Origin of the sequence: Streptomyces tricolor (genome assembly GCF_002155905.1) — a bacterium.
Taxonomy (GTDB): Bacteria; Actinomycetota; Actinomycetes; order Streptomycetales; family Streptomycetaceae; genus Streptomyces; species Streptomyces tricolor.
Map to the genome: position 1 here is coordinate 1 of NZ_MUMF01000114.1, position 14679 is coordinate 14679.

At 72.4% G+C, this 14679-nt stretch carries 9 protein-coding genes and 1 pseudogene; 3 read left to right on the forward strand and 7 right to left on the reverse strand.

From position 1 onward, the window contains the following. Positions 1-81 precede the first annotated feature (81 nt). The 3 genes from CCN44_RS09750 to CCN44_RS09760 are packed head-to-tail and all read right to left on the reverse strand — an operon-like array spanning position 82 to position 2689. Positions 82-1239 carry an acetyl-CoA C-acetyltransferase gene (locus CCN44_RS09750; protein WP_086697384.1) on the reverse strand — a complete coding sequence of 386 codons (1158 nt, stop codon included), beginning with the start codon at positions 1237-1239 and terminating at the stop codon, positions 82-84. Between the two features lie 25 nt (positions 1240-1264). Beyond that, entirely contained in the window at positions 1265-1876 is a 612-nt protein-coding gene (locus CCN44_RS09755) for a TetR/AcrR family transcriptional regulator (protein WP_059248776.1), read from the reverse strand. A gap of 27 nt (positions 1877-1903) precedes the next feature. After that, complete coding sequence (locus CCN44_RS09760) at positions 1904-2689, reverse strand: SDR family oxidoreductase (protein WP_086697385.1); 786 nt, start codon at positions 2687-2689, stop codon at positions 1904-1906. 66 nt (positions 2690-2755) lie between these two features. On the opposite strand from CCN44_RS09760, the gene CCN44_RS09765 reads away from it, so the two are divergent. After that, the gene (locus CCN44_RS09765; RefSeq protein ID WP_086697386.1) at positions 2756-3895 is read left to right on the forward strand and encodes an acyl-CoA dehydrogenase family protein; all 1140 of its coding nucleotides are present in this window, start codon (positions 2756-2758) and stop codon (positions 3893-3895) included. Then, entirely contained in the window at positions 3895-4857 is a 963-nt protein-coding gene (locus CCN44_RS09770) for an acyl-CoA dehydrogenase family protein (RefSeq protein ID WP_059248779.1), read from the forward strand. Before CCN44_RS09765 ends, CCN44_RS09770 begins: the two co-directional genes overlap by 1 nt. Before the next feature lie 12 nt (positions 4858-4869). On the opposite strand, the gene CCN44_RS09775 is transcribed toward CCN44_RS09770, so the two are convergent. From CCN44_RS09775 to CCN44_RS09790, 4 genes are all read right to left on the reverse strand, one after another. Continuing rightward, the gene (locus CCN44_RS09775) at positions 4870-5595 is read right to left on the reverse strand and encodes a vWA domain-containing protein (RefSeq protein WP_086697387.1); all 726 of its coding nucleotides are present in this window, start codon (positions 5593-5595) and stop codon (positions 4870-4872) included. Between the two features lie 158 nt (positions 5596-5753). After that, the gene (locus CCN44_RS09780; protein WP_059248781.1) at positions 5754-7217 is read right to left on the reverse strand and encodes a glutamate synthase subunit beta; all 1464 of its coding nucleotides are present in this window, start codon (positions 7215-7217) and stop codon (positions 5754-5756) included. Further along, positions 7210-11718, reverse strand: a complete 4509-nt coding sequence (gltB, locus tag CCN44_RS09785; RefSeq protein ID WP_059248782.1) for a glutamate synthase large subunit — start codon at positions 11716-11718, stop codon at positions 7210-7212. The genes CCN44_RS09780 and gltB overlap by 8 nt, the downstream gene beginning before the upstream one ends. A gap of 490 nt (positions 11719-12208) precedes the next feature. Beyond that, positions 12209-12940: a VIT1/CCC1 transporter family protein gene (locus CCN44_RS09790; protein ID WP_059248783.1), complete on the reverse strand. Its 732-nt coding sequence runs from the start codon at positions 12938-12940 to the stop codon at positions 12209-12211. 263 nt (positions 12941-13203) lie between these two features. On the opposite strand from CCN44_RS09790, the pseudogene CCN44_RS09795 reads away from it, so the two are divergent. Continuing rightward, positions 13204-14397 (forward strand): annotated as a pseudogene (locus tag CCN44_RS09795) (ADP-ribosylglycohydrolase family protein); the annotation flags it as partial. Positions 14398-14679: the final 282 nt, after the last annotated feature.

The following is a 14679-nucleotide window of genomic DNA, read 5'->3' on the forward strand; positions in this document are numbered from 1 at the left end:
GGATGAGGGGCACGTCGGCCCGGCCGCCGCCCTCGCCCGGCCCCTCGCCGCCGTCCCCTCCCTCTGGTCCGTCCGCTCCGGTCAGAGCCGTTCGATGATCGTCACGTTGGCCTGGCCGCCGCCCTCGCACATCGTCTGGAGGCCGTACCGGCCGCCGGTGCGTTCCAGTTCGTGCAGCAGGGTCGTCATCAGCCGGGCGCCGGTGGCGCCCAGCGGGTGGCCGAGGGCGATCGCGCCGCCGTTGACGTTGACCTTGTCGGGGTCGGCTCCGGTCTCCTTCAGCCAGGCGAGGACGACCGGCGCGAAGGCCTCGTTGATCTCCACGAGGTCGATGGCGTCGAGGGTCAGGCCGGTCTTCTTCAGGGCGTGCGCGGTGGCCGGGATGGGGGCGGTGAGCATGCGGATGGGGTCCTCGCCGCGCGCGGAGAGGTGGTGGACGCGGGCGCGCGGGCGCAGGCCGTGGTCGCGCACCGCCCGCTCGGAGGCGAGCAGCAGGGCCGCGGCCCCGTCGGAGACCTGGGAGGAGCAGGCCGCGGTGACGGTGCCGCCGTCGAGGACGGGCCGGAGTGCGGCCATCTTCTCCAGGGAGGTGTCCCGGCGCGGGCCCTCGTCCACGGTGGCCTCGCCGCAGGGGACGGTCTCGCGGGCGAAGCGGCCGGTGTCGATCGCCCAGATCGCGCGCCGGTGCGAGCGCAGGGCGTACTCCTCCTGCTCGGTGCGGGAGATGCCCCACTGGGCGGCGATCATCTCGGCGCCGGCGAACTGGTTGACGGGCCGGTCGCCGTACCGGGCGCGCCAGCCGGTGCTGCCGAGGAAGGGGCCCTCGGTCAGGCCGAGGGGGACGGCGGCCTGCCGGGAGGCGAAGGCGATGGGGACCTGGGACATGTTCTGCACCCCGCCCGCGACCACCAGGTCCTGGGTGCCGGAGAGCACGGCCTGCGCGGCGAAGTGCACGGCCTGCTGGGAGGAGCCGCACTGCCGGTCGACGGTGACACCGGGCACCTCCTCGGGGAGGCCCGCGGCCAGCCAGCAGGTGCGGGCGATGTCGCCGGCCTGCGGCCCGACCGTGTCGAGACAGCCGAAGACCACGTCCTCCACGGCGGCCGGGTCGATCCCGGAGCGCTCCACCAGCGCGGTCAGCACGCGGGCGCCGAGGTCGGCCGGGTGGACCGCGGCGAGTCCTCCCCCGCGCCGTCCCACCGGTGTGCGGAGCGCTTCGACGATGTAGGCCTCGGCCATGACAACTCCCTGCGACGGAAAGGCGCTATGCGCGTACGGCGATCCCGTCCAGCACCATCGACAGGTACTGGCGGGCGATCTCCTCGGGGCTGTGCTTGCCGCCGGGCCGGTACCAGGAGGCGGCGACCCACACGGTGTCGCGGACGAACCGGTAGGTGAGCCGGACGTCCAGGTCCGCGCGGAAGACCCGCTCGGCGACGCCGCGTTCCAGCGTGCTGAGCCAGGCCTTCTCGAACCGGCGCTGGGAGTCGGCGAGGAAGGCGAACCGGTCCTGGGCGACGAGCTGCTTGCTCTCCTTCTGGTAGATCGCGACGGCCGCGCGGTGCCGGTCGATCTCCCGGAAGGACTCGGTGACCAGCGCCTCGAGCGTCTCGCGGGGGCCCAGTCCGGAGGCGAGGACGGTGTCGTAGCCGTCCCACAGCTCGTCGAGGAAGGTCCGCAGGATCTCCTCGAGCATCGACTCCTTGGAGTCGAAGTGGTAGTAGAGGCTGCCCGCGAGCATCCCGGCGTGGTCGGCGATCCGGCGGACGGTGGTGGCGTTGTAGCCGTGCTCGGCGAAGACCTCGGCGGCGGTGTTGAGGAGTTCACCGCGCCGGGCCGCTGCCGCGGTCACCTGGGGCTTCTTCTTGGTCGGCACGCACCCATTGTGGTCTGCTCCCGGTTCTCAGGGGTGCTGGCTGCTGACCGCGACGACCTCGCCGGTCATGTAGGAGGAGTAGCCGGAGGCGAGGAAGACGATCACGTTGGCCACCTCCCAGGGCTGCGCGCACCGCCCGAAGGCCTCCCGTTCGGTGAGTTCGGCGAGCAGCTCGGCGGAGGTGACCTTCTCCAGGTGCGGATGCAGGGCGAGGCTGGGGGCGACCGCGTTGACGCGCACGCCGTACGCGGCGGCCTCGATCGCCGCGCAGCGGGTCAGCGCCATCACCCCGGCCTTGGCGGCGGCGTAGTGGGCCTGCCCGGCCTGGGCGCGCCAGCCGACGACGGAGGCGTTGTTGACGATCACCCCGCCGCCGGTCCGGCGCAGGGCGCGCAGGGCGGCCCGGGTGCAGCGGAAGGTGCCGTTCAGGGTGACGTCCAGGACCCGGTCCCACTGCTCGTCGGTCATGTCGACGAGGGGCGAGGTGCCGCCGAGCCCGGCGTTGTTGACGACGACGTCCAGCCGTCCGTGCGCGGCCACGGCCGCGTCGAACAGGGCCCGCACCTGGGCCTCGTCGGTGACGTCGCAGGGCACCGCGGTGACCGCGCCCGGGAACTCCCGGTCCAGTGCGGTCGCGTGCTCCTTCAGGCGGCGCGGGTGGGCGTCGCTGATCAGCACCCGGGCGCCCTCCTCCAGGAAGCGGCGGGCGGTGGCTCCGCCGATGCCGGTGCCGGCCGCCGCGGTGATGACGGCGGTGCGCCCGCGCAGCAGTCCGTGCCCGGGGACGTAGGCCGGGCTCTCGACGCCTGTCATAGGGCCACGCTAACCTACCAAACACTTGTTAGGGAAGACGGGCGGATGCGAAGGGAAGGCGGCGACGTGGATCTGACGCACTCCCCGGCCGACGAGGAGTTCCGCGCGGCGGCCCGGGCCTGGCTGGACGCGCACGTCCCGCGCGCGCCGCTGCCGTCCCTGGAGACGGAGGAGGGCTTCGCGGCGCACCGCACGTGGGAGGCCGAGCTGGCCGCGGACCGCTGGTCGGTGGTGTCGTGGCCGGAGCGGTACGGCGGGCGGGACGCCGGGCTGCTGCGCTGGCTGGTGTTCGAGGAGGAGTACTGGGCGGCGGGCGCGCCGGGCCGGGTCGGCCAGAACGGCATCGCCCTGCTCGCGCCGACGCTGTTCGCGTACGGCACGGAGGAGCAACGCGCGCGCGTGCTGCCGCCGATGGCCACCGGCGAGGTGGTCTGGGCGCAGGCCTGGTCCGAGCCGGAGGCGGGTTCGGATCTCGCCGCGCTCGCCTCCCGGGCGGTGCGGACCGACGGCGGCTGGCTGATCAGCGGGCTGAAGACGTGGTCCTCGCGCGCCGCGTTCGCCGACCGGGCCTTCGGCCTGTTCCGCAGCGACCCGGGGACCGGGAGGCCGCACGAAGGGCTCACGTACCTGATGTTCGACCTGCGGGCCCCCGGTGTGACCGTCCGCCCCGTCGGCCGGCTGGACGGCAGGCCGGCCTTCGCGGAGCTGTTCCTGGACGAGGTGTTCGTCCCGGACGAGGACGTGATCGGCGAGCCGGGCCAGGGCTGGGCGATCGCCATGTCCGCGACGGCCGACGAACGCGGGCTCACCCTGCGCTCCCCGGGCCGCTTCCTCGCCTCCGCCGCCCGGCTGCGGGACCTGTGGCGGGCCCAGGGGTCGCCCGGGCACGCCCGGGACCGGGTGGCCGACGCCCTGATCGCGGCCCGCGCCTACCAGGTGTTCGCCTACGCCGCCGCCTCCCGCGTCCTGGCCGGCGCCCGGCTCGGCCCGGAGTCCAGCATGAACAAGGTGTTCTGGTCCGAGCTGGACCTGGCGCTGCACGAGACGGCGCTCGACCTGCTCGGCGCGGAGGGCGAACTCGCGGACGGCGCCTGGTCCGAGGGGTACGTCTTCGCCCTGGCCGGGCCCATCTACGCGGGCACGAACGAGATCCAGCGGGACATCGTCGCCGAGCGGCTGCTCGGCCTGCCGAAGGGACGCCGCTGATGCGCTTCCTCCTCGACGCCGAGCAGCGCGCCTTCGCCGACGCGCTGCACGCGATGCTCACGGCCGCGGACACCCCGGCGGTGATCCGGTCCTGGAGCCGCGGCGACCACGCGCGCGGGCGGGCGCTGTGGTCGCGGATCGCCGAGGCCGGGGTGTTCGGCCTGGCGGTGCCGGAGGAGTACGGCGGGCTGGGACCGCGCCCGGTGGAACTGGCGGTCGCCTTCGTGGAGTTGGGCCGGCACGCGGTACCCGGTCCGCTCGCGGAGACGGTCGGGGCGGCCGTGCTCCTCGGCGACCGAGCGCCGGCGGGGCGCTTCCTGCCCGGACTCGCGGCCGGCAAGGAGACGGCGACGGTGGCGGCACCCACCGGCTACGCCCTCGACGGCGACGTGGCCTCGCTGCGCCTGCTGCCGGCCCCCGACGGTCTGTACCTGTCCACGGCGGCACCCGGCCCGGTGCGCCGCTCCCTGGACCCCGCCCGCCGGCTGACCCGGCTCGCCCCCGCCGGTGAACTCCTCGGCACCGGCGCGCCGTACGACCGGGCGCTCACCTGGATCCGTCTGGCCACCGCCGCCCAGGCGCTCGGCGTCGGCCTCGCCCTGCTCGACCGGACCGTCACCCATGTGCAGCAACGCACCCAGTTCGGCGTCCCCATCGGCTCCTTCCAGGCCGTCAAGCACCGCCTGGCCGACGCCAAGACCGCCCTGGAGTTCGCCCGCCCGCTGCTCTTCGGCGCGGCGGTGTCGCTGCGCCCGGCGGAGGTGGCCGCCGCCAAGCTCACGGCGTGCGAGGCGGCGTACCGGACGGCCCGGACGGCACTGCACCTGCACGGGGCGATCGGCTACACCGCGGAGTACGACCTGTCCCTGTGGCTCACCAAGGCGCGGGCGCTGCGCTCGGCGTGGGGGACGCCTCACGAGTGCCGGGACCTGGTGCTCACGGAGGGACTCCAGCGCGGCTAGGGCGCGCGTCACTCACACCGGCCGGACCACACCCGCCGCGCGTGCCGCCGTCAGCCACCTCGGGAACTCGCCGACCAGCCGGTCGTACAGCTCGGCGTCGGAGACCCGCCGCGGGTCCTCGCCGGCGTGGAAGAAGCCGGCGTTGTCCAGGGCCCGCTTGCCGGGCACCGCGAGGTCGTCCAGCTTGCGCAGGAAGTCGAACTGCCGGCTGCCGGGGGCGCCGAAGCCGACGAACTGCCAGAACAGCGGGAGCTTCGCCGCCTTGCACAGGTAGCGTTCGGCGGCGAGCTTGTTGATCGGGCCGCCGTCGGTCTGGAAGACGACCAGGGCGGGGGCGGTGGCACCGCTGTCCAGGTAGTGGTCGATGACGGCGTCCATCGCCAGGTGGTAGCTGGTCCTGCCCATGTGCCCGAGCCCCGACACGATCCGCTCGATCCGGCCCTCGTGCCCGGCGAGGGCGATGTCGGTGACCGCGTCGACGTCCGTGGAGAAGAACACCACGGGCACCCGCCCGTCGTCGTCCAGGTGCGCCGACAGGCCCAGCACCCGGTCGGCGAGCGCCTGCACGCTGCCGTCCTGGTAGTACGGCTGCATCGAGCCCGAGTAGTCGACCACGAGATAGACGGCGGCCCGCAGCCCGTCCAGGCCGTGCTTGCGCAGGGACACCCCCGCCGACCGGTAGGCGCCGACGAGCGCGGGCGCGGTCTCCTCCACCTTGCGCAGGCTGATCGCGGCCATGGTCTCCCCCCTCGGCTGGTCCGACGCCCGAGCGTACCCGGACATGCGACGACGCCTGCCCAGTCGTCCGGTCGGGGACAGGCGGGCAGGCGCCGTTCATGTTCCGTACGCCTTTGTACGGGACGTCTGTGCGGGACCTCGGGTCCGTTGTGCGCGCGTCAGACCGCCAGGGCGCGGTCCGTCGGGCGGATCGGGGCCGGCAGGTCGCTGGCTCCGGTCAGGAAGCGGTCGACTCCGCGGGCGGCCGAGCGGCCCTCCGCGATCGCCCACACGATCAGGGACTGGCCGCGGCCGGCGTCACCGGCGACGAACACACCCGGCACGTTGGTCTGGAAGTCGGCGTCGCGGGCGATGTTACCGCGTTCATCGAGGTCTAGACCAAACTGCTCCACCAGGCCGTTCTCCCGGTCGGTGCCGGTGAAGCCCATGGCGAGGGTGACCAGCTGGGCGGGGATCTTGCGCTCGGTGCCCGGCTTCTGGGTCAGCTTGCCGTCCACGAACTCGACCTCGACCAGGTGCAGCCACTGGACGTTGCCGTCCTCGTCGCCCTCGAAGTGGGTGGTCGACACGGAGTAGACCCGCTCGCCGCCCTCCTCGTGGGCGCTCGTCACCTTGTAGAGCATCGGGAAGGTCGGCCAGGGCTGGTGGGTCGGGTGCCGCTCGTCGTTCGGGCGGGGCATGATCTCCAGCTGGGTGACGGAGGCCGCGCCCTGCCGGTGGGCGGTGCCGACGCAGTCCGCGCCGGTGTCACCGCCGCCGATGACGACGACGTGCTTGCCCTCGGCCGAGATGGGAGCCGTGACGTAGTCGCCCTCCTGCACCTTGTTGGCGAGGGGCAGGTACTCCATCGCCTGGTGGATGCCCTTGAGCTCGCGGCCCGGCACCGGCAGGTCGCGGGCGGTGGTCGCACCGGCGGCGATCACGATCGCGTCGTACCGCTTCTTCAGGTCGCGCGCGTTGATGTCCCGGCCGATCTCCACACCGGTGCGGAAGCGGGTGCCCTCCGCGCGCATCTGCTCGATACGGCGGTTGATGTGCCGCTTCTCCATCTTGAACTCGGGGATGCCGTACCGCAGCAGGCCGCCGATGCGGTCCGCGCGCTCGTAGACGGCGACCGTGTGGCCGGCCCGGGTCAGCTGCTGGGCGGCGGCGAGACCCGCCGGGCCCGAGCCGATGACCGCGACCGTCTTGCCGGACAGGCGCTCGGGGATCTGCGGGGCGACGTCCCCGGTCTCCCACGCCTTGTCGATGATCGAGACCTCGACGTTCTTGATGGTGACCGGCGGCTGGTTGATGCCCAGCACGCACGCCGACTCGCAGGGGGCCGGGCAGAGGCGACCGGTGAACTCCGGGAAGTTGTTGGTCGCGTGCAGGCGCTCCTGGGCGGCCGCCCAGTCCTCGCGGTAGGCGTAGTCGTTCCACTCGGGGATCAGGTTCCCCAGCGGACAGCCGTTGTGGCAGAACGGGATGCCGCAGTCCATGCAGCGGCTGGCCTGCTTGCTGATGATCGGCAGCAGGGAGCCGGGGACGTAGACCTCGTTCCAGTCCTTGACCCGCTCGGCGACGGGGCGGGTCTTGGCGACCTCACGGCCGTGGTTCAGGAAGCCCTTCGGGTCAGCCATTGATCGCCGCCTCCATCATCTTCTCGGTGATCTCGGTCTCGGAGAGACCGGCTCGCTCGGCGGCGTCCTTGGCGGCGAGCACTGCCTTGTACGTGCTGGGGATGATCTTGCTGAACCGCGCCACGGCCGTGTCCCAGTCGGCGAGCAGCTTCTCGGCGACCGTGGAGCCGGTCTCCTCGGCGTGGCGGCGCACCACGTCGTGCAGCCACTGCTTGTCCGTGTCGTCCAGCGCCTCGACGGACCCGGCGTTGCCGGCGTTGACGTTGTCGGGGTCGAGGTCGATGACGTAGGCGATGCCGCCGGACATGCCCGCCGCGAAGTTGCGGCCGGTCGGGCCGAGGACGACCGCGTGACCGCCGGTCATGTACTCGCAGCCGTGGTCGCCCACGCCCTCGGAGACGACCAGCGCGCCGGAGTTGCGGACGCAGAACCGCTCACCGGTACGGCCGCGCAGGAAGAGCTCGCCGCCGGTGGCGCCGTAGGCGATGGTGTTGCCCGCGATGGTCGAGTACTCGGCGAGGTGGTCGGCGGCCCGGTCCGGGCGGACGACGATCCGGCCGCCGGACAGGCCCTTGCCGACGTAGTCGTTGGCGTCGCCCTCCAGGCGCAGCGTGACACCGCGCGGCAGGAACGCGCCGAACGACTGGCCGGCGGAGCCGGTGAAGGTGATGTCGATGGTGTCGTCGGGCAGGCCCGCGCCGCCGAACTTCTTCGTCACCTCGTGGCCGAGCATGGTGCCGACCGTGCGGTTGATGTTGCGGATGGCGACCTGGGCGCGCACCGGCTGGGCCTCGGTCGCGTCGTCCGCGGCCAGGGCGTCGGCGGCGAGCTTGATCAGCTCGTTGTCCAGGGCCTTCTCCAGGCCGTGGTCCTGGCCGACGATCTGGTGGCGGACGGCGCCCTCGGGCAGGTCCGGCACGTGGAACAGCGGCTCCAGGTCCAGGCCCTGTGCCTTCCAGTGGTCCACCGCGCGCTCGACGTCCAGCACCTCGGCGTGGCCGACGGCCTCCTCGATGGAGCGGAAGCCCAGCTCGGCCAGCAGCTCGCGGACCTCCTCGGCGATGAACCGGAAGAAGTTCACCACGTGCTCGGCCTTGCCGGCGAAGCGGTCGCGCAGGGTCGGGTTCTGGGTGGCGATGCCGACCGGGCAGGTGTCCAGGTGGCAGACGCGCATCATCACGCAGCCGGAGACGACCAGCGGAGCGGTCGCGAAACCGAACTCCTCGGCGCCCAGCAGCGCGGCGATGACCACGTCACGGCCGGTCTTCAGCTGGCCGTCGGTCTGGACGACGATCCGGTCGCGCAGGCCGTTGAGCAGCAGGGTCTGCTGGGTCTCCGCCAGACCCAGCTCCCAGGGGCCGCCCGCGTGCTTCAGGGAGGTCAGCGGGGAGGCACCCGTGCCGCCGTCGTGGCCGGAGATCAGGACGACGTCGGCGTGCGCCTTGGAGACACCGGCCGCGACCGTGCCCACGCCGACCTCGGAGACCAGCTTGACGTGGATCCGCGCCTGCGGGTTCGCGTTCTTGAGGTCGTGGATCAGCTGGGCCAGGTCCTCGATGGAGTAGATGTCGTGGTGCGGCGGCGGGGAGATCAGGCCGACGCCCGGCGTCGAGTGACGCGTCTTGGCGACCCACGGGTAGACCTTGTGGCCGGGCAGCTGGCCGCCCTCGCCGGGCTTGGCGCCCTGGGCCATCTTGATCTGGATGTCGTCGGCGTTGACCAGGTACTCGGAGGTGACGCCGAAGCGGCCGGAGGCGACCTGCTTGATGGCGGACCGGCGGGCCGGGTCGTACAGGCGCTCCGGGTCCTCGCCGCCCTCACCGGTGTTGGACTTGCCGCCCAGCTGGTTCATGGCGATGGCGAGGGTCTCGTGCGCCTCCTTGGAGATGGAGCCGTACGACATCGCGCCCGTCGAGAACCGCTTGACGATCTCGCTCGCCGGCTCGACCTCGTCGATCGGGATCGGCTGCCGGTCGGACTTGAAGCCGAACAGGCCGCGCAGCGTCATCAGGCGCTCGGACTGCTCGTTCACCCGGTCCGTGTACTTCTTGAAGATGTCGTAGCGGCCGGTGCGCGTGGAGTGCTGGAGGCGGAAGACCGTCTCCGGGTCGAACAGGTGCGGCTCGCCCTCGCGGCGCCACTGGTACTCGCCGCCGATCTCCAGCGCGCGGTGCGCCGGAGCGATGCCGGAGGCCGGGTAGGCCTTGGCGTGGCGGGCGGCGACCTCCTGGGCGATGACGTCGATGCCGACGCCGCCGATCTTGGTGGCGGTGCCGTTGAAGTACTTCTCCACGAAGGCCTCGTCCAGGCCGACGGCCTCGAAGACCTGGGCGCCGCGGTAGGAGGCGACGGTGGAGATGCCCATCTTGGACATGACCTTCAGCACGCCCTTGCCGAGGGCGTAGATCAGGTTCTTGATGGCCTGCTCGGGCTCGATGCCGTTGATGAAGGTGCCGGCGCGCAGCAGGTCCTCGACGGACTCCATGGCCAGGTACGGGTTGACGGCGGCGGCGCCGTAGCCGATGAGCAGGGCGACGTGGTGGACCTCGCGGACGTCACCGGCCTCGACCAGCAGGCCCACGTGGGTGCGCTGCTTGGTGCGGATGAGGTGGTGGTGGACGGCCGCGGTGAGCAGCAGCGACGGGATCGGCGCGTGCTCGGCGTCGGAGTGCCGGTCCGACAGGACGATCAGGCGGGCGCCGTTCTCGATCGCCGCGTCGGCCTCGGCGCAGATCTCCTCGATGCGCGCGGCGAGCGCGTCACCGCCGCCGGAGACCCGGTACAGGCCGGAGAGGGTCGCGGCCTTGAAGCCGGGCATGTCGCCGTCGGCGTTGATGTGGATGAGCTTGGCCAGCTCGTCGTTGTCGATGACCGGGAAGGGCAGGACGACGGACCGGCAGGAGGCGGCGGTCGGGTCGAGCAGGTTGCCCTGCGGGCCCAGCGAGCTGCGCAGGGACGTGACCAGCTCCTCCCGGATCGCGTCCAGCGGCGGGTTGGTGACCTGCGCGAACAGCTGGGTGAAGTAGTCGAAGAGCAGGCGCGGGCGCTCGGACAGGGCCGCGATCGGCGAGTCCGTGCCCATGGAGCCGATCGGCTCGGCGCCGGTGCGGGCCATCGGGGCGAGGATGACGCGCAGCTCCTCCTCGGTGTAGCCGAAGGTCTGCTGGCGGCGGGTGACCGAGGCGTGGGTGTGCACGATGTGCTCGCGCTCGGGCAGGTCGCTCAGCTCGATCTCGCCGGCCTCCAGCCACTCGGCGTAGGGCTTCTCGGCGGCGAGCTGCGCCTTGATCTCGTCGTCCTCGATGATGCGGTGCTCGGCGGTGTCGACGAGGAACATCTTGCCGGGCTGGAGGCGGCCCTTGCGGACGACCTTGGCGGGGTCGATGTCGAGGACGCCGACCTCGGAGCCGAGGACGACGAGGCCGTCGTCGGTGACCCAGTAGCGGCCGGGGCGCAGCCCGTTGCGGTCGAGCACGGCGCCGACCTGGGTGCCGTCGGTGAAACAGACGCAGGCGGGGCCGTCCCAGGGCTCCATCATCGTGGAGTGGTACTGGTAGAAGGCGCGCCGGGCCGGGTCCATGGAGTCGTGGTTCTCCCACGCCTCCGGGATCATCATCAGCACGGAGTGCGGCAGCGAACGGCCGCCCAGGTGCAGGAGTTCGAGGACCTCGTCGAAGGAGGCGGAGTCCGAGGCGTCCGGCGTGCAGACCGGGAAGACGCGGTCCAGCTCGCGGTCGCCGAAGAGGTCGGAGACCAGCTGCGACTCGCGGGCGACCATCCAGTTGCGGTTGCCCTTGACGGTGTTGATCTCACCGTTGTGCGCGACGAAGCGGTACGGGTGCGCGAGCGGCCACGACGGGAAGGTGTTCGTGGAGAACCGGGAGTGCACGAGCGCGACCGCGGAGGCGAAGCGGCGGTCGGACAGGTCCGGGAAGAAGGGCTCCAGCTGGCCGGTGGTCAGCATGCCCTTGTAGACGATCGTCCGGGCGGACAGGGACGGGAAGTAGACCCCGGCCTCGCGCTCGGCGCGCTTGCGCAGCACGAACGCCTTGCGGTCCAGCGCGATGCCCTCGCTGACACCGTCGGTGACGAAGATCTGCCGGAAGACCGGCATGGTGGAGCGGGCGGTGGCACCCAGCAGGTCCGGGGCGACCGGGACCTCGCGCCAGCCGAGGACGGTCAGGCTCTCCTCGGCGGCGATCGTCTCGATACGTGAGACGGCGTCCTCGGTGCCCTCCTCCGGCAGGAAGGCGATTCCTACCGCGTAGGAACCGGCCGCCGGAAGGTCGAAACCGGCCACGTCACGAAGGAAGGCATCCGGAACCTGGGAGAGGAGACCCGCGCCGTCGCCGGAGTCGGGCTCGGACCCGGTGGCACCGCGGTGCTCCAGGTTGCGCAGGACGGTGAGGGCCTGCTCGACCAGGGTGTGGGACGCCTCGCCGGTGAGGGTGGCGACGAAACCGACGCCGCACGCGTCGTGTTCGTTGCGGGGGTCGTACATACCCTGCGCAGCAGGGCGAGCATCCATGAACGACCAGTTCTGGCCGTTCACGGAATGCTGGGACGGCTGGCGCGGCGTACGCATCGGCTCTCCCGTCGTCGTCATGTGGCATGTGGCAGGTGCCGAGGGACGACGTTGGCCCTCTGCGAAGTGTGGCGAAATTTCGTGCAGGTTACATGATGGGGCGACTCCCGGGAACCGGATACCGCGTTCCAGCATGCGGACGCTGCACGGCGTTGCAGCAGGTGCCGCGGGGTCGCGGCGAGCACCGCACACAGGCGGTGAGAAGTTCGGGGGGACCGAGCGGGACCCGATCGATCAGATCGGCGTCCGCCTGCCCTGGGGAGCGGGAGGAGCGGCTTCACCCATCCCGCTGGTGCACCGCAGGCGTCATTGCCCACAGTGCTTACGGCTCATGCCCGCTGCTCATACAGTCGAAACCAGCGAGTAACGGATACTCATGCGGCCCAACGCATAGGTCCCGGTCGCGCTATCCTACGGCCGTTCCGAACAAGCTGCCCAGGGCGTACGTCACACCGGCCGCCGCACCACCGAGCGCCAGCTGCCGCAGGCCGCTGAACCACCAGGTCCGCGCGGTCACCTTGGCCACGACGGCACCGCAGCCGAAGAGCCCGGCCAGGGCGAGCAGGACGGCGGGCCACAGCGCGGTCGCGCCGAGCAGGTACGGCAGGAGGGGCAGCAGGGCGCCGAGGGCGAACGACCCGAAGGACGACACGGCGGCCACCAGCGGCGAGGGCAGATCGGCGGGGTCGATGCCCAGCTCCTCCCGGGCGTGGATCTCCAGGGCCTGCTCGGGGTCCTTCGACAGCTGCCGGGCGACCTGCCGGGCCAGCTCCGGCTCGACCCCGCGCGCCGCGTACAGCGCGGCCAGCTCGTTCTCCTCGTCCTGGGGGTGCCTGCGCAGCTCACGGCGCTCGACGTCGAGTTCGGCCTCGACCAGTTCCCGCTGGGAGGCGACGGAGGTGTACTCGCCGGCCGCCATGGAGAAGGCACCGGCGGCGAGCCCCGCGAACCCGGTGAGGATGATGGTCTGCTGGCTGACGGACCCGCCGGCCACGCCCGTCATCAGGGCGAGGTTGGAGACGAGGCCGTCCATGGCGCCGAAGACCGCAGGCCGCAGCCAGCCGCCGTTCACGTCCCGGTGGGTGTGGTTGTCGCGGTGCGCCTCGTGCAGCGCGGCCTCGGTTTCGATGATGGCCATGCGGGTCCCCCAAGGAAGCTAAGCCAAAGCTAAGTTTGGACGCGTTCTATTTTTCGACAACACCGAACTTACGCCCTTCATTCCGTCCGCGCCAGCAAGGAAAGGCTGCACTAACCTGCACTTTTCCTGCCTTTTGCTCAAACGTGCGATGGGCAGCTCACTTGCCGAGCGGGTGACAGAAGCCCGCCCCGCGCTCGCCCGACGGCCTCCCGTGGGACACATCGACAAAGGGTCCCCCGCGACCCCGCCGAAGGAGGCCGTCCATGGCATCGATCGCCTGCACTCCCCCGGTTCCGGCGCCCGAGGACGCCGCCGGACTCCGTGAGCGGGCCCGCGGTGCGCTGCTCGGCCTGGCCGTCGGGGACGCGCTCGGGGCCCCTGCGGAGAACCTCAAGCCGTCCGAGATCCGCGCCCGCTGGGGCCGCATCACGGGGTACGTCGCCGAGCAGCCGTGCGGGACGGACGACACCGAGTACGCGATCTTCTCCGGCCTGCTGCTGGCCCGGCACGGCTCTGCGCTCACCCCGGCGGATGCGGAGGCGGCCTGGCACGAGTGGATCGCCGACCGGGCCGAGGGCCTCTTCCGCGGCGCGGGCTTCAGCGAGCGCGGCACCCTGGAGAACCTCCGCCGCGGGCTGGCGGCCCCCATCTCGGCCCAGCACCGCCATGCCTGGAGCGACGGCCTCGCCATGCGGGCGGCGCCCTTCGGGGTCTTCGCCGCCGGACGCCCCGCCGAAGCGGCCCGGCTGGTGGCCGTCGACGGCTCGGTCAGCCACGAGGGCGAGGGCATCTACGGCGGCCAGGCGGTCGCGGCCGGCGTTGCGGCGGCGATGACCGGCGCCACGGTCCCGGTGGTGATCGCCGCCGCCCTCGCGGTCGTACCGGACGACTCCTGGACGGCCCGCTCCCTGCGGCGGGCGGTGGCGGTGGCCCACCGCGGCGAACGCGCGGTCCGCTCCGCGGTCGTCATCGGCGGCTACCCCTGGACCGACCTGGCCCCCGAGGCGGTCGCCCTCGCCTTCGGCGCGTACGCGGCGGCCGACGGCGACTTCCGGGAGGCGGTCCTGACTGCCGTCAACATGGGCCGCGACGCGGACACCACGGCGGCGGTGGCGGGCGCCCTGTCCGGCGCGACCCGGGGCCTCGCGGCGATCCCCCCGGCCTGGGCCTCCGCCATCGGCCCGGCCCGCGGTCGCTGCCTGCCGTCCATGGCGGGCCACCACGTACTGGAGGTGGCGGACCTGCTGGTGGCGGCGGCCGAGGGGAGTTCCGGGGAGGCGGGACAGGTGGAGGTGGAGGTGGCCCGGGCTGTGGTGACGGCCGGGGTACCACCGCGCGGGGCACTGCCCGAGGCACTGCCGGACAGGGAGCCACGGACAGCGAGAGCCGGACGGACGGAAGAAATCCCGGCCGCGGTCACGGCCGGGACACCACCGCGCGGGGCACTGCCCGGGCCGGTACCGGACGGGGAGGGACGCACAGCGGGAACCGGACAGACGGAAGAAATCCCAACAGTCACGGCCGGGACACCACCGCACGGGCCACTCCCCGGGCCGGTACCGGACGGGGAGCAAGGGACAGCGAGAGCCGGACAGACGGAAGAAATCCCAGCCGCAGTCACGGCCGGGACTGTCGGGAACTCTTCCGTCTGTCCGGTTCCCGCTGTGCGTCCCTCCCCGTCCGGTACCGGCCCGGGCAGTGCCCCGCGCGGTGGTGTCGCGGCCGTGACCGCGGCCGGG